The sequence below is a fragment of the Ruegeria sp. AU67 genome, from assembly GCF_900312795.1.
Taxonomy (GTDB): Bacteria; Pseudomonadota; Alphaproteobacteria; order Rhodobacterales; family Rhodobacteraceae; genus Ruegeria; species Ruegeria atlantica.
The window spans coordinates 174,944-192,362 of record NZ_OMPH01000011.1; the positions used below are offsets into that span (position 1 = coordinate 174,944).

General features: G+C 55.3%; 18 protein-coding genes and 1 pseudogene. 9 read left to right on the forward strand and 10 right to left on the reverse strand.

The features are described 5' to 3' along the window. Positions 1–16: 16 nt before the first annotated feature. Genes DK510_RS03890 through DK510_RS23590 form a run of 4 tightly spaced genes read right to left on the reverse strand, consistent with a single transcriptional unit; the run spans position 17 to position 2,366 of the window. Positions 17–1,510, reverse strand: a complete 1,494-nt coding sequence (locus DK510_RS03890; RefSeq protein ID WP_234998889.1) for an ATP-binding cassette domain-containing protein — start codon at positions 1,508–1,510, stop codon at positions 17–19. After that, on the reverse strand, positions 1,432–1,893 hold the full coding sequence (locus DK510_RS23170) for a hypothetical protein (protein ID WP_234998921.1): 462 nt from the start codon (positions 1,891–1,893) through the stop codon (positions 1,432–1,434). Before DK510_RS23170 ends, DK510_RS03890 begins: the two co-directional genes overlap by 79 nt. Before the next feature lie 9 nt (positions 1,894–1,902). Continuing rightward, on the reverse strand, positions 1,903–2,163 hold the full coding sequence (locus tag DK510_RS23175; protein WP_234998891.1) for a hypothetical protein: 261 nt from the start codon (positions 2,161–2,163) through the stop codon (positions 1,903–1,905). Beyond that, on the reverse strand, positions 2,160–2,366 hold the full coding sequence (locus DK510_RS23590; protein WP_109310983.1) for a hypothetical protein: 207 nt from the start codon (positions 2,364–2,366) through the stop codon (positions 2,160–2,162). Before DK510_RS23590 ends, DK510_RS23175 begins: the two co-directional genes overlap by 4 nt. Positions 2,367–2,480: 114 nt before the next feature. Between DK510_RS23590 and DK510_RS03900 the strand changes: the two genes are divergently transcribed. Next, the gene (locus DK510_RS03900) at positions 2,481–2,696 is read left to right on the forward strand and encodes a hypothetical protein (protein WP_109310984.1); all 216 of its coding nucleotides are present in this window, start codon (positions 2,481–2,483) and stop codon (positions 2,694–2,696) included. A 13-nt stretch (positions 2,697–2,709) separates the two neighbouring features. Here the strand turns inward: DK510_RS03900 and DK510_RS03905 are convergent, their stop codons facing one another. The 3 genes from DK510_RS03905 to DK510_RS03915 form a co-directional block, all read right to left on the reverse strand. Beyond that, positions 2,710–4,023 carry an HlyD family type I secretion periplasmic adaptor subunit gene (locus tag DK510_RS03905; protein WP_109310985.1) on the reverse strand — a complete coding sequence of 438 codons (1,314 nt, stop codon included), beginning with the start codon at positions 4,021–4,023 and terminating at the stop codon, positions 2,710–2,712. Beyond that, positions 4,023–5,720, reverse strand: coding sequence for a type I secretion system permease/ATPase (locus DK510_RS03910; RefSeq protein WP_109310986.1), 1,698 nt, complete (start codon positions 5,718–5,720; stop codon positions 4,023–4,025). The genes DK510_RS03905 and DK510_RS03910 overlap by 1 nt, the downstream gene beginning before the upstream one ends. 897 nt (positions 5,721–6,617) lie before the next feature. After that, complete coding sequence (locus tag DK510_RS03915) at positions 6,618–7,877, reverse strand: aminotransferase class V-fold PLP-dependent enzyme (RefSeq protein WP_109311189.1); 1,260 nt, start codon at positions 7,875–7,877, stop codon at positions 6,618–6,620. A gap of 557 nt (positions 7,878–8,434) precedes the next feature. On the opposite strand from DK510_RS03915, the gene DK510_RS03920 reads away from it, so the two are divergent. The 8 genes from DK510_RS03920 (at position 8,435) to DK510_RS03955 (ending at position 15,997) form a co-directional block, all read left to right on the forward strand. Beyond that, a complete protein-coding gene (locus tag DK510_RS03920) occupies positions 8,435–10,174 on the forward strand; it encodes an ABC transporter substrate-binding protein (protein WP_058274618.1) in 1,740 nt (579 codons plus the stop codon). Positions 10,175–10,256: 82 nt separating this feature from the next. After that, complete coding sequence (locus DK510_RS03925; protein ID WP_109310987.1) at positions 10,257–11,306, forward strand: ABC transporter ATP-binding protein; 1,050 nt, start codon at positions 10,257–10,259, stop codon at positions 11,304–11,306. Between the two features lies 1 nt (position 11,307). Beyond that, positions 11,308–12,384 (forward strand): ABC transporter ATP-binding protein, encoded by a 1,077-nt coding sequence (locus DK510_RS03930; RefSeq protein WP_109310988.1) that lies wholly within the window; start codon positions 11,308–11,310, stop codon positions 12,382–12,384. After that, the gene (locus DK510_RS03935) at positions 12,381–13,244 is read left to right on the forward strand and encodes a carbohydrate ABC transporter permease (RefSeq protein ID WP_109310989.1); all 864 of its coding nucleotides are present in this window, start codon (positions 12,381–12,383) and stop codon (positions 13,242–13,244) included. The genes DK510_RS03930 and DK510_RS03935 overlap by 4 nt, the downstream gene beginning before the upstream one ends. Further along, positions 13,241–14,038, forward strand: coding sequence for a carbohydrate ABC transporter permease (locus DK510_RS03940; protein WP_109310990.1), 798 nt, complete (start codon positions 13,241–13,243; stop codon positions 14,036–14,038). The genes DK510_RS03935 and DK510_RS03940 overlap by 4 nt, the downstream gene beginning before the upstream one ends. 8 nt (positions 14,039–14,046) lie before the next feature. Continuing rightward, complete coding sequence (locus DK510_RS03945; protein ID WP_058274638.1) at positions 14,047–14,451, forward strand: DUF2160 domain-containing protein; 405 nt, start codon at positions 14,047–14,049, stop codon at positions 14,449–14,451. Between the two features lie 66 nt (positions 14,452–14,517). Further along, positions 14,518–14,913: a BlaI/MecI/CopY family transcriptional regulator gene (locus tag DK510_RS03950; RefSeq protein ID WP_058277187.1), complete on the forward strand. Its 396-nt coding sequence runs from the start codon at positions 14,518–14,520 to the stop codon at positions 14,911–14,913. Further along, positions 14,900–15,997, forward strand: coding sequence for a M56 family metallopeptidase (locus DK510_RS03955; protein WP_109310991.1), 1,098 nt, complete (start codon positions 14,900–14,902; stop codon positions 15,995–15,997). The genes DK510_RS03950 and DK510_RS03955 overlap by 14 nt, the downstream gene beginning before the upstream one ends. A 320-nt stretch (positions 15,998–16,317) precedes the next feature. Here the strand turns inward: DK510_RS03955 and DK510_RS03960 are convergent. The 3 genes and pseudogenes from DK510_RS03960 to DK510_RS23185 all read right to left on the reverse strand — a co-directional run. Next, positions 16,318–16,479 (reverse strand): annotated as a pseudogene (locus tag DK510_RS03960) (glutathione S-transferase N-terminal domain-containing protein); the annotation flags it as partial. 208 nt (positions 16,480–16,687) lie between these two features. Next, entirely contained in the window at positions 16,688–16,831 is a 144-nt protein-coding gene (locus DK510_RS23180) for a hypothetical protein (RefSeq protein ID WP_234998892.1), read from the reverse strand. Between the two features lie 386 nt (positions 16,832–17,217). Next, positions 17,218–17,394, reverse strand: coding sequence for a hypothetical protein (locus tag DK510_RS23185; RefSeq protein WP_234998894.1), 177 nt, complete (start codon positions 17,392–17,394; stop codon positions 17,218–17,220). Between the last annotated feature and the right edge of the window lie 25 nt (positions 17,395–17,419).

Here is a 17,419-nt window from a genome sequence, read left to right on the forward strand (position 1 = left end):
TGCCATCATGGCAAGGTCAGGATGCCGCGACATTCAGATGCCTCCCTGTTGAGCGCGCGCGCTGGGTCAGCATGCTTTTTGGACCGTCTGCGCCGACCCGGCCGCGTTCGATAACAATGACCTTGTCGACCAGATCAAGCAGGCTGCTCCGATGTGTGACGATAACCATTGTGGCGTCATTGGTTTCTTGCTTCAGACGCTTGACAACTTCGGCTTCGGTCTTCACGTCCATTGCACTGGTAGGTTTATCCAACAGCAACACTGGTGGGCGTCCAATCAACGCGCGGGCAAGCGCGATGGCTTGACGCTGGCCGCCCGATATTCCTTCGCCACGTTCTGCCAGTTGTTGGTCATAGCCGTAGGGGCGGTGCGCGTTAAAGTCTTCAACCCCGGCCACCTGGCCGGTTCTGATCAAATCTTGATCCCTGGCCCGGATCGCACCGCTGGCAATGTTTTCGCGAATTGAGCCGGAAAAAAGCCAAACGTCCCGCAAAACCGAACCGACATTGCGACGTAGGTCGCCAGGGTCAATCTGACGGATATCGACCCCATCCAGCAATACCGAACCGATTCTCGGCTCGAATAAACCGAGCATCAAACGCGCGATGGTGCTTTTCCCAGATCCGATCGCGCCCAGAATGGCAACTTTTTCACCCGGTTCTATGTCGAATGAGACACCTGAAAGGGCATTGTCGGCTTGTTCGGGATAGGCAAAATGCACATCTTTGAAAGAAATTCGGCCTTTAACATGTGGTCGACTAATCCAGTTGCGCCCTTCGGGCCGCTCATTTCCCGCCTGCATCAAAGCGTTCAGATTTCGATACGCGCTGCGCGCCTGGTTCACACGTGTGAGTGTTTGGGCAAGCTGCCCCAATGGCGCCAGCGCGCGTCCAGTCAGCATTACAGACACGATTAACGCACCCATACTTGCCTGCCCTTCAGTGATCAGGAACACGCCGAAGAAAACAATCAGGACCTGCGCGGCCTGTTGCGTGAATCCTGTCAGGTTCAATGCGAATTGGGTAACTGTCCGGCTGCGGATTCCATGCGAGGACTGCCGCTCGATAGCATCTTCCCATCGCGCCCGCATTTGTTTTGCCGCTGCAGTTGTTTTGATGGTTTCAAGACCGGAAACCGTCTCGACCAGTACGGATTGTTTTGACTGACCGTCCGCAAAGCTTTTTTCGGCCAAACGCGATAACATTGGTTGCACTACCAGGCCCGCAATCAAAACAATCGGAACGGCGAGGGCAGGTATCAGCGCCAGGGGTCCACCAACGAGGTGAATGACCAATATAAAGAGGGCGATGAAGGGCAGGTCCACGAGGGCGACCAGAGTTGCTGATGTAAAAAACTCGCGCAGAGTTTCAAATTCGCGGATCGTGCTGGCCATAGCACCGGTCGATCCGGTCCGCGATTTCATTTTGATGTTCAAAACCTGGTCAAAAACGCGCCGCCCCATAAACATGTCGGCCTTTTGCCCGGCCCGATCAATAAAGCCAGCGCGCAAGAGTTTGAGGGCGAAATCGAAAGAAAGGCAAGACCAACCCCTACGGTTAGTGCGATAAGGGATTCCGTCGCCTCATTCGGAAGAACCCTGTCATAGACGACCATGATGAAAACGGATGTGGAAAGGCCCAGAAAATTCGCTACCGCGGCGGCAAGCACCACTTGCGCATAGGACCAGCGGTTTGCCAACATGGCTGACCAAAACCAATGCCCGGATGCGGTCTTGTTTCGACCTGGCGTTTCCTCATTGTGGCTGCGCCGAAACAAAAGTGCGTAACCGGTGTAGCGTTTCCCTAAAACTGTTTCTTCAACCTCTCCGATGCCTTCACCCATCTCAGGGTCGAAAATCAGAAGAAGGCCGCTCTTGGTACGCCCGTGAAACACAACTGCTTTTTAGTCCTCTAAAAGAAATATTGCTGGGACCAGTGAGTCATCGAAATCCGCAAGCTTTCGCGACCCAAATCCAGCCTGCAACCCGGCATGGCGGGCCACCTCAATCGCATCGCGCGGGGTCAAATGGCCTGTGGTGCCGGATTGCGCCGCGTGAAGTGCCCCGACCGTAAGTGAGCGATCAAGATGCGCGGCGACGTGCATCAGGCAGGTTTCTAACGGAGAAAGCTCTTGTCTAGGTGTTAAAGGTTTCAACGCGGTCATGAATCTTCACCTGTGTTTGCAATTGAAATGCCGAGGTAATCCAGCTGGTCTCCGGTCAGACTGAGGGCGGCGTAGTTTGTAAGGAAGAAGCTTTGTTCCGCCAAAATCAGCCTTTGCTGCGCGTTCACATAGTCTCGCTGGGCATCCAGTATCTCTACCAGGCTGCGTCGGCTGATGGTGAATTGGGCTCGCGCAGCTTCCACGCTTTCGGCGTTGGCCTGGGCAGCTAAACGAGCCGCTTGCAGGCGAACCGCGCCTGCATCCTGATCTGACCGGATGAACTCTAATTAGCGGCGGATTTCAACCGGGATGGTTCGGTGAATGCGCTCGATGCATTGTCGATTCTGCAAGTAGCAGTCGGACAGCCGACTGCCGTTCGCCCGGAATGGGTTTTCATCGACAGTGACGCGGACCTTTCAGGGATCACGCGCGCCGACGTTTCTTATGATACCGGGGCCAATGTAGTGGCTGTGGATGGCGTGATTGCCACTGACATGACCTCAATCCTGTTAGGCAACCTCGAAGCGCCTTAGTGCGACCGGGCGGTCACTCTCGGAACGCCCGGTTGAAGTAATCTGCCAATGGTTTGACCAAATAAGACATTGGCGTACGTTCGTCCGTCTTGATCAACGTTTCCACTGGCATACCGGGCAGCAGTTCCTGCCCTTTCAGACGATCAACTTGCCCGTCTTGTGGAACGACTTCGGCGCGATAGAATGTCTGGCCGGTGTTTTCGTCGGTAAACGTATCGGCAGATACATTCATAACCTGTCCGTCAATTTCAGGCGTTTCACGCTGATTGAACGCGGGAAACCGCAACAAAACCCGCTGGCCAACATGCAACTGGTCCACGTGAATTGCATCGACGCGCGCGGCGACGACCAGGGGCGTATCCTGCGGTACCAGATACATCATAGGTTCCGCCGGTTGGATCACGGACTGCAGGGCAAAGACTTGACTGCCGTAAACCGTTCCCGAAACTGGGGCGCGGATATCCAGTCGCGAAAGGCGGGTGTCCAGTGACAGACGGCGCTCGGCCAATTCAGCAATCTGGGACTGAATATCACGCAGGGTCGTGATGGCCTCTTCTCGCCGTGTCGCCTCTAGCTCGACGATCGCGATTTCAGTCGCTGAAATCTCGCCTCCCAGACGTGCAGTCGCGGCTTCCAGGCGACCAATATCCCCGGTCAGGCTTGCCTCTTCGCGTTGCAGGGCTGAAACACGACTGGCCTGAGTGAGGCCGCGCTGAAGCAAGCTTTGCTGATCGTCCAGTTCGGTTTGGATCAATTCAACTTGACGCCGCAGCGAAACAAGCTGCGCTTCGGTACCGTCGATTTCACTTTCGATTTGAACGGTCTGTTTGCCCAGTTGCTCAGTTTGCTGGTCCAATGTATTCAATCGCGCCTCGAACAGGCGTTGCTGACCGGCGATCAGATCAGGGTCGATGTTTTCTTGTTGCTGAATCTCGGCCAACCGGGTGGCCAGAGCTTCGGCATTTGCGCTATCGCGCTCGACTTCCAAACGGGCCCGGCGGGCCAGCAGTTCGAACAGCTGGGCTTCGACAATGGTCTTCTCGGACGACAGAAACGTATCATCCAACCGCAATAGTAATTCGCCGCTGGTTACGGCATCGCCATCGCGCACATAAATCTCACCAACAACGCCGCCGTCGGGGTGTTCAATCACCTGACGGTTGCTTTCGACCTCGATAATGCCCTGAGAGATAATGGCACCGGCCAAACGCGTGTTGACCGCCCAAACACCTAAACCGCCAACAAGGATGCCGAGGGCCGCAAATCCGACCAGGGCAGGGATCGTAATGCGCCATACTGGGCGCGGATTATTTGTTTTGTCCTGCATCAGTTGCCAGCCTTGCTGAGGTTGCGCTTGATCGATCCGGCATTTTGAACGACTGCGCCCAAAACCTCATCCCTTGGGCCGGATTTGACAACCTGTCCTCGTTCGACCACCGCAAGATCATCACATTCCGAGATCGCTTGGGGACGGTGCGTCATAATGATCGTAGACTTTCCCGCGGCCTTAAGATCGCGGACAGCGGCGTTCAGCGCCTCGGTTCCATCGGCATCCAGCGCCGAGTTCGGTTCGTCCAGGATCAACAAAACGGGGTCTCCGTACAGCGCGCGAGAGAGCGCGATCCGCTGCTTCTGACCGCCTGACAGCTGACTGTCATTACCTTCCAGAATGGTATCGTAGCCTTTTTCCAGCGTCAGAATTAGTTCATGCGCGTTGGCTTTCTTCGCGGCTGCTACAACGGCTTCTGGGTTTGGGTTTTCAGACATGCGCGCAATGTTTTCGGCGACAGTTCCGTTGAACAACGTAACTTCTTGTGGAAGGTATCCGATATGCTGACCCAGATCAGTTGGATCATACTGATCCAGCGTTGCACCTCCCAAACGGATCTCGCCTGCTGCAGGACGCCAAATACCCAAAAGCGCCTTGGCCAAAGTGGATTTTCCTGACCCGCTTTTTCCGATAACACCAAGTGCCCGCCCGGGCTCGAGGTTCAATGAGACGTTACGGAGGGTTGGAGTATCCGCTCCAGGCGGGATGACCGTCAGACCCTTGGCCGTCAGCCGGGCTTGGGGCACAGGCAGCTTGGTGCGCTGTTTTTCGGGCGGCGTGGCATCCAGAAACTGGCTCAACGAGTTCCACGCCGTTCGGGCGCGTTCAACGACAGCCCATTGCCCAACAACCTGCTCGACCGGTGCCAAAGCACGACCAAGCAGGATCGAACCTGCGATCATCGCGCCGGGGGTCAATTCATTGCGCAGAACAAGCAAAGCCCCAAGCGCCAGCATTGCAGATTGCAAAAACAGCCGCAGCGATTTCGTCACTGACGTAAAGCTGCCGGTCCAGTCACTGGCGGCGATTGTTTGTTGCAAGGCGTCTGTTCGTTGACGCTGCCATCTACGCGTGATGTCCTCTTGCATGCCTTGCGAGTGTACGACCTCGGCTGCTTGTCGGGCATGCTCGGAAAAGATGTTGGCTTTTGCCGACGCGGATTGAGCCAAGGCGACCTTGCGACGAGTCAGTATTTGGTTCAGCAACGCGATCACAACTAAAAGCGAGCCACCACCAACGGCCAGCCAGCCCAGAAGAGGATGGAACAGAAAAATTGCCGCGATAAAGATTGGCGTCCAAGGGATGTCCATGACGGCCAGCAGAACTGGAGAAGAACACAGGTTTTGGATGGACTCCAGATCGCGCAACGCTGTTGCAGGTGCAGCCCGGGCGCGTGGGTGTAGAGATCGGCGCAGGGTCGCATCAAAGACGCGTTCGTCCAACTGCGATTGAAACCGAGCGCCGAAACGGGCCACGATTCGACCCCGCGCGAAATCGAGCATGGCCATAAGGCCGTACAAAAGTGCCACTAGCAGAAACAGCGCAGCCAACGTCTCGACCGCTCGGGACCCAAGAACGCGATCATAGACCTGCAACATGAACAAAGGCCCGGTCAGCATCAGCAAATTGACAAAGATACTGAACAAAAACGCCAACGCCAGGAATGTAATCCCTTGGTTACGTGCAGATTGCATTTCACGTCTCGGCTGTACGACCATATGGTTCATAATATTCACGAACGAAGCTTCTCGCGTTTGTTGCTCGGGTTTCGAATGGGCTAGCATTCGCGCGCATCCTAGACTGATGTTCTAACAGTGGAAACACATGTCGTCCCGTATGGTCCATATGCCGCCGACCGATCATCGTAGTCGGCGTTTTAGGTGCGGTTTATGGGTACTAACTAGCACGTTGATTGAATTGATTCTCCCTTGACCATCAAGTAGCGCAATCGAGGTAGAGTCCACATGGCAAACCCTTCTTAAAATGAGACTTCGGGTCCGGTACAGGCGGCCATTGTGTCCCTAGCAATGGCACCACGGGTATAAGCGCAGTTGTGTTTAGTGACGTAGATGCGTCCGATACCGTATCGGTTTCAACGAGTTGGACACCTGACTCAGCAAACGGACAATGCTCTGCGTCACTGGGTGCTCAGCGGTGCCACATTGGGTGCGTTGGACACAATGGCGACGTCTCAATCGACTAGGCGGTCTGCGGTGGGCCGCGATAGGATCGAAAATGCTGTTCAACTTTGGGGTGGGCTCCTGGCTTCTAAGGAGCATTTGCCAAAACCTTCAACGGATGGCAGGATGGCTTAAGCGGTGTTCACCTGACCCATGAATTAACCCGACAACTGGTTGACAGAGTGGCAGCCGAAGCCTGTGGAAAATTGCTGGCCAAGCCGTCAACGAAACACGATGCAAGAATCGTTGTCAGGCTAAAGCCGAATGTAAGTTTGCGCTGACATTTGTTAGGTACGCAAGGTTTCACCACGGCCATCATCGAACTGACGCCGGTCGTGTCTTTGCTGCGATTCTGATGACGCTCGGATGCGCGGCTACAGGCCGCGCACGCGTATGTATTCACCAGTCTAGTCAGCCGTTTTCACCCAAAACCTTGATGGCCCCCAGAAGACGGGCGATTTCCTGCTGCGTGTTGTAGTGACAGAAGGAAATGCGGATGCAATCTGACAGACCCAGCGGCGTAAGAACGTTGCCGGAATAGTGATCGGCCTTTCGCGTATGGGTGCGAATGCCCTGTTGATTCAATATCTCGACCACATCTTCGGATGCATGCCCCTCGACCACGATTGACACCAGTCCTTCGCGTGCCGGGTTATCGGCGCCCGCCAAAATGGTCACGTGGTCCATATCACGCAGTCCTGGCAGATTGCCTGTGCCGTTAACTGCAGTATTGGTCAGGTGGGTTTCATAGGCGTGAATGGCGCGACCTGCAGCCTCGATCCGCTTACGCGGTTCGGTCTCATCCGAGACTTCGCTACCGAGCCAGTCAAAATACGCCACTACGTCCGATACAGTTGCGTAAGTTCCCGCGTCACGGGTCCCGAACTCCCACCCGGTTGCGGGTGCGTCGATCAACATGTCATGCGGCAAAGCGCTGAGTTTGTCAGAAATCCAGGCGATGCCATATCCGTGACGCGAAAACACTTTATAGGGCGAGATCGCGTAGCCATCGACATTATAGCCATCCAGATCCAGTTGCCCGTGGGCAGCATGCTGAATGCCGTCGACGATGATCAAACAATCCGGTGCCACAAAACGGATCGCCGCGGAAATTGCAGCTACGTCCATACCCATGCCTGTCACGGGGGACGCATGCAGGATCGTTGCCACTGCGACATCTGGCGTCATCAGCGCGGTATAGTCATCGGCCGTAACCAATCCGGTGTCGTTGCCGTGGGGCACATTCACATACTCCAGCCCTGCGATTTCAGCCCAGCGGCAGGCTGCGCTTCGGGTGGCCGGGTGCTCGATGGATGACCCTATCACTTTTGACCCTTTGGGGGCGACCAGGCACGCGGTGCGGATCATGCGAAATAGCAGCTCGGTTCCGCTTTCACCTGCGAAGAACTGCCCGGAAGATGCGTTCATGAACACGGCTAGGTCGTCCTTTGCCTTGTTAATAACGCCTTGGGTTCCCTGCCCTGCCGGATTCATGCGCCCGGGATTGTCTGGGATTGCTGCATAAAAAGCCGAGGTTTCAGCGACGGATTTCAATGTCAGTGCTCCGCCCGCATTCTCGAAAAAGATGCGTTCGCCCTGAAACGGGCAAGTGCCGACATGGGCGAACCGGTCGCGGATGGCGTCGATGAGGGCAGGGTTGTCTTGGATCATAGATTTGTCCTGTGCATAGTCAGAGCGCGGTTCACGATCGTGCGGCGGAGCTTGGCCACCGCGATAAGGCTTTGTTCGGAAAACCGTCGACAGAGTCATCGAAAATTCCGCGAACTGAATTGATCAGGCCGTATGCTGCCATCCTGTCAAGCGACAACGCGACATGATTGCGCTGCACCGGCGTTTTTTGTCGCTATCGAACTATTCTTTCATAAAAATATTGCGCGTATTATCGGGAGATCCAGATGAGAATGGCGCCTTCTGTTGGCTCGTGTGTGTGGTGAAGCAGGCGATATGTATCGTGAACGGTTTCATATCCTCGACAAAGGTTTTTGTCAGCTTTAGCATACTTACCGCAGGGTGTTTTTCACGATGATCGGGCACTATCCTGCCGTTGGGTGATACGCTGGTTTTCTAAAAATATATAATATAATCAAAAATTTGATCAGAGTTTATCTATTTACTAAAAATTTAGTTTGACAGGTGCGCAGAAAATCGCTGATGCTGTCTGCTATCCGGTTTGCGCCGGAAAACCATAATTTTTTGGGAGGAAAGAGATGCGGAGACATCTACTTTCCGCAGTGGCGGCTGTGGCCGTCATTGCGGGGCACGGTCCCGTTTGGGCCGACGAAGCCGCAGCACAACGTTGGATCGACGATGAATTCCAGCCGTCGACCTTGTCGAAAGACGAACAGATGTCGGAAATGCAGTGGTTCATCGAAGCTGCACAGCCTTATGCTGGCATGGAAATCAACGTCCTGTCCGAAGGTATCCCGACACATTCCTATGAATCCGAGGTCCTGACCAAGGCGTTCGAGGAAATCACCGGCATTAAGGTTAATCACCAGATCCTTGGTGAGGGCGAAGTGGTTCAGGCGGTTCAGACCCAGTTGCAGACAGGCCGGAACCTGTACGACGGTTATGTCAACGACAGTGACCTGATCGGCACGCATTCGCGTTTGCAGCTGGCCTATCCGCTGACCGACATGATGGGTGGCGACTGGGCCGGTACGACCTCACCGACGCTGGATCTGGATGACTTCATGGGCATTCAGTTCACCACCGGTCCGGACGGCAAGCTGTATCAGCTGCCGGATCAGCAGTTCGCAAACCTCTATTGGTTCCGCAAGGACTGGTTCGATGATGAGGCCAACAAAGCCGCGTTCAAAGAGAAGTACGGCTACGATCTGGGCGTTCCGGTCAACTGGTCAGCTTACGAGGACATCGCAGATTTCTTCACCAACGACGTAAAAGAAGTCGACGGCACCACGATCTACGGTCACATGGATTACGGCAAGCGTGCGCCCGACCTGGGCTGGCGTATGACTGATGCATGGCTGTCGATGGCTGGTGCAGGTGATAAAGGCGAGCCAAACGGTATCCCCGTCGACGAATGGGGCATCCGCATGGAAGCGGGCACCTGTAACCCTGTTGGCGCTTCGGTGTCGCGCGGTGGTGCTGCAAACGGTCCGGCCGCGGTCTACGCAATCCGCAAATGGGACGAATGGCTGCGGAACTATGCGCCTCCGGGGGCTGCGTCTTATGACTTCTATCAGTCGCTGCCGGCGCTCAGCCAAGGCAACGTGGCCCAGCAGATCTTCTGGTACACAGCCTTTACCGCCGACATGGTGAAGCCGAAGTCCGAAGGCAACAACACCGTGGATGACGAAGGTACGCCGCTGTGGCGGATGGCGCCCAGCCCGCACGGCCCCTACTGGGAAGACGGTCAGAAGGTTGGTTATCAGGACGTGGGTTCCTGGACCTTCCTGAAGTCGACCCCTGCGGATCGTGCTCAGGCGGCTTGGCTCTATGCCCAGTTCGTGACGTCCAAGACTGTCGATGTGAAGAAATCCCATGTGGGTCTGACCTTCATCCGCGACAGCTCGGTCAACCACGAGTCGTTCACCGAACGCGCACCCAAGCTGGGTGGTCTGGTCGAGTTCTACCGCTCGCCTGACCGTGTGGCATGGTCGCCGACCGGCATCAACGTGCCGGACTATCCGAAGCTGGCCCAGATCTGGTGGCAGCAGATCGGTGACGTGAACTCGGGTGCCTTCACCCCGCAAGAGGCGATGGACCGTCTGGCCGAAGAGATGGACATCACCATGGCCCGCATGCAGGCCGCGGATGAAAGCGCCGGTGTCTACGGTGGCTGTGGTCCCCGCTTGAACGAACCGCAGGATGCGTCGTTCTGGTTGGAAAAAGCAGGCTCGCCCAAAGCCAAGCTTGAGAACGAAAAGCCGCAGGGCCAAACCGTCAACTACGACGAACTGGTTCAGCGCTGGCAGTCTCAGTAAGCCATTGAAACCCGGGGATGCCGTATCAGGCATCCCCACCTCAAGACCAGTGCGACGCACTGAAGAACCGGAACCCACGGACATGATCGAACTACAAGATGCCACCAAACGCGTTGGCAACGTTATCCATATCAAGCCCACGACCCTGACGCTGCAAACCGGCCATTTCAATGTGCTGCTGGGCGCGACGGGATCGGGCAAAACCTCTCTGATCAAGATGATGGCCGGGCTGGACCCGATCGCCTCGGGCAAGGTGCTGATGGACGGGCAGGACGTCACAAGGCTGAACACGCAAAAGCGGCAGATCAGCCTCGTGCACCAGTTCTTCGTGAACTATCCGCATATGACTGTCTTTGACAACATCGCCTCGCCTTTGCGCGTGGCAGGGATGGCGAAATCCGAGATTGAAGGGCGCGTGGAAGAGGCCGCCGACTTGCTGCAGCTGCGCCCGATGTTGCATCGCCGACCGCATGAGCTGTCAGGCGGACAACAGCAACGTACCGCGTTGGCCCGTGCCATCGCAAAAGAAAGCCGAGCCGTGTTCCTCGATGAACCGTTGGCTAACCTGGATTACAAGCTGCGCGAAGAACTGCGCGAGCAGCTACCCGACCTGTTTGCTGGTCGTGGGGCGGTGGTGGTTTACGCCACCTCGGAACCCGAAGAGGCGCTGCTTTTGGGTGGATATACCGCCCTTATGGAAGACGGTCGCGTTACGCAATTCGGCCCGACTGCTGATATCTATCGCAACCCTGAGAATATTGCCGCTGCGCGCGTGTTCTCAGACCCGCCGATCAATGTGGCCCGTGTCACCGTGTCAGCTAACCAGGCACAGCTTGCAGGCGGCGGCGGCTGGGCGGTTTCGGATTTGGCGGACGGCGAGTACATGGTTGCAGTACGACCGCACCGAGTGACTCCCACCCGCACCTCGGATGCCGATGTGGAACTGACAGGTCGTGTGATCGTCACAGAGCTATCGGGTTCCGATTCCAGCGCGCATTTCCAGCACGGGGATGATGCTTGGGTCTCTTTGGCGGCAGGCGTGCACCCTTATCGGGTGGGCGAAGATCACCGATTTTATATGAACCCGGCCCATTGCCGGTATTTCGGCCAAGACGGCAAAAGGGTGGCCTGACATGGCACAGATCAAGCTTTCAAACCTAAAACACAGCTACATGCCGACGCCGGCAGGTCCGGAAGACTATGCGCTGAAGGAAATCGACGTGACATGGCGCGATGGTGGGGCATATGCGCTGCTGGGGCCGTCGGGTTGTGGCAAGTCCACGTTGTTGAACATCATCTCGGGCTTGTTGATGCCGTCCGAGGGCCAGATCCTGTTCGATGATCGCGACGTGACAGCTCTACCGCCTGACCAGCGTAATATCGCGCAAGTATTCCAGTTCCCGGTGATCTACGACACGATGACAGTAGGCGAGAACCTGGCGTTTCCGCTCAAAAACCGAGGAGTTGATACGGCGACGATCAAACGTCGCGTCGATGAGATTGCCGAGATGCTGGATGTCACTGAGTTGCTCAAGACCCGAGCGTCAGGACTCAGCCCAGACAATAAGCAGAAAATTTCGATGGGGCGCGGTCTGGTCCGCGACGACGTGAATGCGGTTATGTTCGACGAGCCGCTGACTGTGATCGATCCCCACCTGAAATGGAAGCTGCGGTCGAAACTGAAGGAACTGCATCAGCGCGTCAAAGCCACGATGATCTACGTGACCCACGACCAGACCGAGGCGCTGACCTTCGCGGACGAAGTGGTCGTGATGCAAGACGGCGAAGTGGTTCAGATCGGTACACCTGTCGAGCTGTTCGAACGTCCTCAGCACACGTTTGTTGGTCACTTCATCGGCTCACCCGGCATGAACGTGCTGCCCTGTGAAGCCAAGGGCGACCGCGCCGTTTTTGAAGGCCACGACGTGATGTTGGAAGGTCCGATCCATGGTGATGGTGGTCGAACCGATCTGGGCATCCGCCCCGAATATGTGGGGTTCGGTGACACCGGTATCCCGGCACATGTAACCAAGGTCTCGGATATTGGCCGTCACTACGTGGTCAGCGCTATGGTCGGTAACACGGCCCTGAAAGCAGTAACTGAACACAGTGTCCCGGAACCGGGATCACAAGTCTTCCTGCAATTCAAACCTGAACAATCGCGCGTCTACCGCGACGGCTGGATCGCTAGCGAGGAGCGGGCACAATGAGAACGGAAAACCAAAAGGCATGGTTCTTTGTCTTACCGGTTCTGGCACTGGTCGCCTTCAATGCGCTGGTGCCGATGATGACGGTGGTCAACTACTCAGTGCAGGAGACCTTCGGCAACAACCGGTTCTTCTGGGAGGGTCTGGGCTGGTTCGAACAAATCCTGCGGTCCGACCGGTTCCAGGCCGCACTTGGACGGCAGTTCCTGTTCACTTTCCTGATCCTGCTGATTGAGGTGCCCCTGGGCATCATTGTGGCCCTGTCGATGCCGCGCAAAGGGTTCTGGGTTCCAGTTTGTCTGGTTCTCATGGCTCTGCCGATGCTGATCCCGTGGAATGTAGTCGGGTCGATGTGGAATATCTTTACTCTGCCCAAAATCGGCTTGCTGGGCTATTTCCTGAATGACGTTTTAGGCATCAACTATGACATGACGCAGCAACCGCTGTCGGCATGGATCACAGTCGTCATCATGGATGTCTGGCACTGGACTTCATTGGTTGTACTACTCTGCTATGCAGGCCTCGTATCGATCCCGGACGCCTATTATCAGGCCGCCAAAATTGACGGCGCCAGCCCGTGGTCGGTATTCCGCTATATCCAGCTGCCCAAGATGAAAACAGTCCTGACAATCGCGGTACTGCTGCGGTTCATGGACAGTTTCAACATCTATACCGAGCCCTTCGTTCTGACCGGCGGCGGCCCCGGCAATTCAACCACCTTGCTGTCGATCGACCTTGTGAAGATCGCGCTGGGACAATTTGACCTTGGCCCTGCAGCCGCGATGAGCCTGATCTACTTCGCCATCACGCTGCTGGTGTCTTGGGTCTTCTACACTCTGATGACAAAGGATGACGCGCAATGAAGAAGCGGTCCCTTATTCCGATCCTCTATATCGCGTTCCTGATGCTGCCGATCTATTGGCTGGTGGCGATGTCCTTCAAGACCACAAACGAGATTCTGTCGGGCTTTTCCCTATTCCCTCAGACCTTCACGCTGGAGAATTACATCACCATCTTCACAGATCCGACGTGGTATTGGGGCTACATAAATTCGATTGCCTACGTGACGATCAACACGATGCTTTCAGTTTGTGTGGCCTTGCCCGCCGCTTATGCGTTCTCGCGCTATCGGTTTCTTGGTGACAAACAGTTGTTCTTCTGGCTGCTGACCAACCGGATGGCTCCGGCTGCGGTGTTCGCGCTGCCTTTCTTCCAACTCTACTCCTCTATCGGATTGTTCGATACGTATTTGGCCGTGGCTTTGGCCCATACACTGTTCAACGTGCCGTTGGCTGTTTGGATCCTGGAAGGTTTCATGCGCGGCATTCCCAAAGAACTGGATGAGACAGCCTATGTGGATGGCTATTCGTTCCCACGTTTCTTCGTGACGATTTTCCTGCCGAACATCAAAGCGGGTGTTGGTGTCGCGGCCTTCTTCTGCTTCATGTTTTCGTGGGTCGAGATGCTGTTGGCCAAGACCCTGACTGCGGTAGAGGCTAAACCCATCGCGGCCGTGATGACGCGTACTGCCTCCAGCGCCGGGTACGAGCTGGGTCTGCTGGCCGCTGCCGGAACCCTGACCATCATCCCCGGAGCCATCGTCATTTGGTTTGTCCGCAACTACATCGCGCGCGGTTTCGCGATGGGTCGTGTATGAGGTTCGATATGCGTAAACTTCTTCTCATCCTCCCCTTCCTGCCCACGACGGCCTTGGCTCAGGCTCAGACCGGATGGGGCAACGTTGGCCAACAAGAGGAAAAGGGATTTTCCTGGACCGACCCTTTGTGGCCCGATTTCTGGATGGCCTGGACGCCTGCGACACTTGCAGTTTTCGTTGGGATATTCTCAGCCATCGCGCTGATTGGCGTTCTAGAAGGCTTCAAATATCGCGACGGGATTGAGCGGCGTGGCGTATTGGGTCTGACCACCACGCTCGGCGATCGTCTCTTCATCACGCTTCTCGGGGCTGCCTACATCTTTCTGGCCTGGCTCGGATTGGTTGGGCAACCGGTTTGGACGCCGCTGTTTTTGTCCATCGGTTGGGGCATCTTCGTCTTCTGGAAAGTTTAGGCTTTGCGAAACAGTGAAAGGATGCTTGTCTGTCAGGCATACTAAAAAATGGCGACACCGAGATTGATGCGAAAGAAAAAAACTACAAACTTGCTGACCGAAGTGGAACTTGAGTTCATGAATGAACTCTGGGCGCTGGGTCAGGGCTCAGTCCGAGATGTTCTTGATCGTTTGGCGCCAGATCGAAATCTGGCCTACACATCCGGCGCAACAATTTTGCGCATTCTCGATGAAAAGGGATTTGTAGAAAGCAAAAAGAACGGCAAATCGTTGATTTATAGGCCACTTCTGGAAAAAGACAGGTATCAGTCGCGTTCGCTGCAAAATCTCTCCCGAACGTTATTCGACGACACCCCCGCAACTTTGGTTGCCAGGTTGGTCGACGATGCGGGGCTGACAGAAGATGATCTGGAGGAAATTCGAGCACTGGTAGAGAGGAGACTGCAAAATGACGGCGGTTAAACCGGTTCTCGACGCTTTTCTCGAGTTAAATGTTGTACTTGGATTGTCGGCACTTATCTGGCTGGCGGTGCGCGTCGTGTTCGCGCGATCTTCTATGCGATATGGGTTTGTTGCACAACTTCGATCGCTCAAAGCACTTTGTATTTGTGTTGTGCTGAGCCCGGTGCTGGCCATGGGTGTCTCGGCCTTTATCGGTTTTCTGTGGCCTGGACGCGCAGTCGCGCTGGGGGATCTGGCCGTGGCTGCCTACTTGCGTGGTGATATTGCCATGCCGGCTGCGCAGTTCGAAACCCTGCTGAACACGCGTGAACGTTGGCTTGATCACGTTCTTTCTGGTTCGTCTGTCCTTGTAACATGCGTTTTGATTGCATTCGCCCTGGTGTCGACTTTCCTGACAATTCGTGTGCTTCGCGATGCATGGGCAATTCGCAAAACCGTGAGATCCAGCTTTCTTTGGCGGCGGTCGTCGAGGGTAGACATCCGTTTGTCGGACCGGATAACCGTACCCTTCGCTGTGCGCGGCCTACGTCGCCGCCACGTCGTCTTACCCAGCCATTTGCTGAATACACCGCGTGAATTGCGGTTCGCTCTGGCACACGAATTTCAACACATCCGTGCCATGGATGTGGAGTGGGAGCTGGGCTTTGAGCTGATGCGGCCGCTACTGTTCTGGAACCCGGCATATCTGGTGATTAAGCACCAGTTTGACCGACTGCGCGAGTTGGCCTGTGACCAATCCGTTGTCTCGCGTAAGGGGATAGACGCCAAAGACTATACGGCCTGTTTGCTGGATTACTGTTCGCGATCTCTTACAATGAACTGCCCACGCATTCTTCATGTGGCCTTGGTGAACGGGACAAAAGCAAAGCATGTGTTGCGTTTGCGTGTGATTGCCTTGACCGAAGCGTCGTCGGCAAGTCCTCCTCTGCCTGCCGTATTTCTTGGGATGACCCTAGCATTGGCAACCATTCTTGCCATCAGCTCGGCGTCAGTACGCCAAACTCAGGATTGGAGCCACGATCGCTTGATGCTGTCGACAGTTGTTAATCTGGAACGGCTTGAGGCTCGCACTCAGGGGAATTGATATGCGGTGATGCTCTCCGGCCAGGGTTGGAGAAGGGGGCACTGTCCTGCGACCCGAACCTACGCAAGGCGATCATCAGGAAGATTCATGGTGTCTGGAAAAAAGTGATGCAAGTGCTCACTGGTTTCGCAAAGTACGCGATTGAGTGCTACAGCCAGCGCCAGGATTTAGGCACCTGGATAAGCTTCGCAATTAGGAACAGCCATCTTGAATTCGACAGATCCTTTGTTCTACCTTCGGGAGCTGTTCTCGTCAGCGAGATATCAGAGTCTCAAATAGATTTCCCGAAGATATGGATGCTATGGATCATTGTGTCTTTTGGCAGGGATACGGTTGTTTGGTGCGATCTTCAGAAATTCAGGGGCAAATTGCTCGCTTTTCGAGATGTCGATGGAATGTGTGCTAAACGGTACGCCAAGCTCTTCGAGCATGATCGAGACTTTTCGACCGTTGGGAGTGGCCCAAGTATAAAGGTCTATCAAGGCATAACTGTCCTAAACTCAGGTTGCATCAACGGATATCAGTTTGTTGCAGCAAAAGCACCGGCACAGCGAAAATTCGTTAAATAAGTGTCCCATAGCGGGTGCTATCAGAACACTTTAACCTTACTAGACCCAAGGACCTGTTCCGCTCGTTTCTCTCTGTTTGTATCTGAAAGTACCGACCGACGCGCTTTGGTTGTATCAGCTCTTATTCCCTGCCCAGAAAACCGCGCATCCTTACGATAGCGCGTGTGATGTTTTCCTGGCTGTTGCCGTAGGACAGGCGAATGTAGCCTTCGCCCAGATTACCAAAATCTGGCCCGCCGGGTAGATCGTTCAGTAGCTTGACCACCAGCTTTCGGCGAGTCGGTCAGGGCTTCTAAGGCGGCGAATTGCGCAGGAGCGTTCACGCACTACCAGCAATTGAGCGCCAGTTTGCGAGCTTTGTCATACAGCGCGTCGGGTCAGATCGAATTGTCCAGCCGCCAGCCGGTCATCGCATAGGTCTTGGACCAGCCGTTCAACAAGTTCAACCGGTTGCGGATCGGCGGGTAGGTCAGCAGGCCAACGTGCTGATTACCGTCTACAGCATATGATCATGGAATCCGTCCGACAGGATGGCAACCTGCGGACGGTTGCTGAGCCCCGCGACCAGCTTGTCGACATAGGCTTTTGGCGTCACGCCACCGCAAGGATTGGCCGGAGAATTGAGGAAGATCAGCCGAGTTTGCGGTGTAATCAGGCCATGCTTTCATCGGCATTGAATGTAAAGTCATTTTCCTCGCGGATCGGAATCGGTATGGGCGGGGTGCCGGTGAAATCAATCATAGAGGGGTAGATCGGAAAGCCGGGATCAGGATACAGGATATCGACGCTAGGTTCGCCGAACATCAGGATAACGGCGGACATTGTCATCTTGCCACCCGGCACGATCAGCACA

Excerpts from the sequence above, each read along its gene's own strand:
- DK510_RS23175 (WP_234998891.1), bottom strand. The coding sequence starts at position 2,163 with ATGACCGCGTTGAAACCTTTAACACCTAGACAAGAGCTTTCTCCGTTA.
- DK510_RS03905 (WP_109310985.1), bottom strand. The coding sequence starts at position 4,023 with ATGCAGGACAAAACAAATAATCCGCGCCCAGTATGGCGCATTACGATC.
- DK510_RS03910 (WP_109310986.1), bottom strand. The coding sequence starts at position 5,720 with ATGCAATCTGCACGTAACCAAGGGATTACATTCCTGGCGTTGGCGTTT.
- DK510_RS03915 (WP_109311189.1), bottom strand. The coding sequence starts at position 7,877 with ATGATCCAAGACAACCCTGCCCTCATCGACGCCATCCGCGACCGGTTC.
- DK510_RS03920 (WP_058274618.1), top strand. The coding sequence starts at position 8,435 with ATGCGGAGACATCTACTTTCCGCAGTGGCGGCTGTGGCCGTCATTGCG.
- DK510_RS03925 (WP_109310987.1), top strand. The coding sequence starts at position 10,257 with ATGATCGAACTACAAGATGCCACCAAACGCGTTGGCAACGTTATCCAT.
- DK510_RS03930 (WP_109310988.1), top strand. The coding sequence starts at position 11,308 with ATGGCACAGATCAAGCTTTCAAACCTAAAACACAGCTACATGCCGACG.
- DK510_RS03935 (WP_109310989.1), top strand. The coding sequence starts at position 12,381 with ATGAGAACGGAAAACCAAAAGGCATGGTTCTTTGTCTTACCGGTTCTG.
- DK510_RS03940 (WP_109310990.1), top strand. The coding sequence starts at position 13,241 with ATGAAGAAGCGGTCCCTTATTCCGATCCTCTATATCGCGTTCCTGATG.
- DK510_RS03945 (WP_058274638.1), top strand. The coding sequence starts at position 14,047 with ATGCGTAAACTTCTTCTCATCCTCCCCTTCCTGCCCACGACGGCCTTG.
- DK510_RS03950 (WP_058277187.1), top strand. The coding sequence starts at position 14,518 with ATGCGAAAGAAAAAAACTACAAACTTGCTGACCGAAGTGGAACTTGAG.
- DK510_RS03955 (WP_109310991.1), top strand. The coding sequence starts at position 14,900 with ATGACGGCGGTTAAACCGGTTCTCGACGCTTTTCTCGAGTTAAATGTT.
- DK510_RS23185 (WP_234998894.1), bottom strand. The coding sequence starts at position 17,394 with ATGACAATGTCCGCCGTTATCCTGATGTTCGGCGAACCTAGCGTCGAT.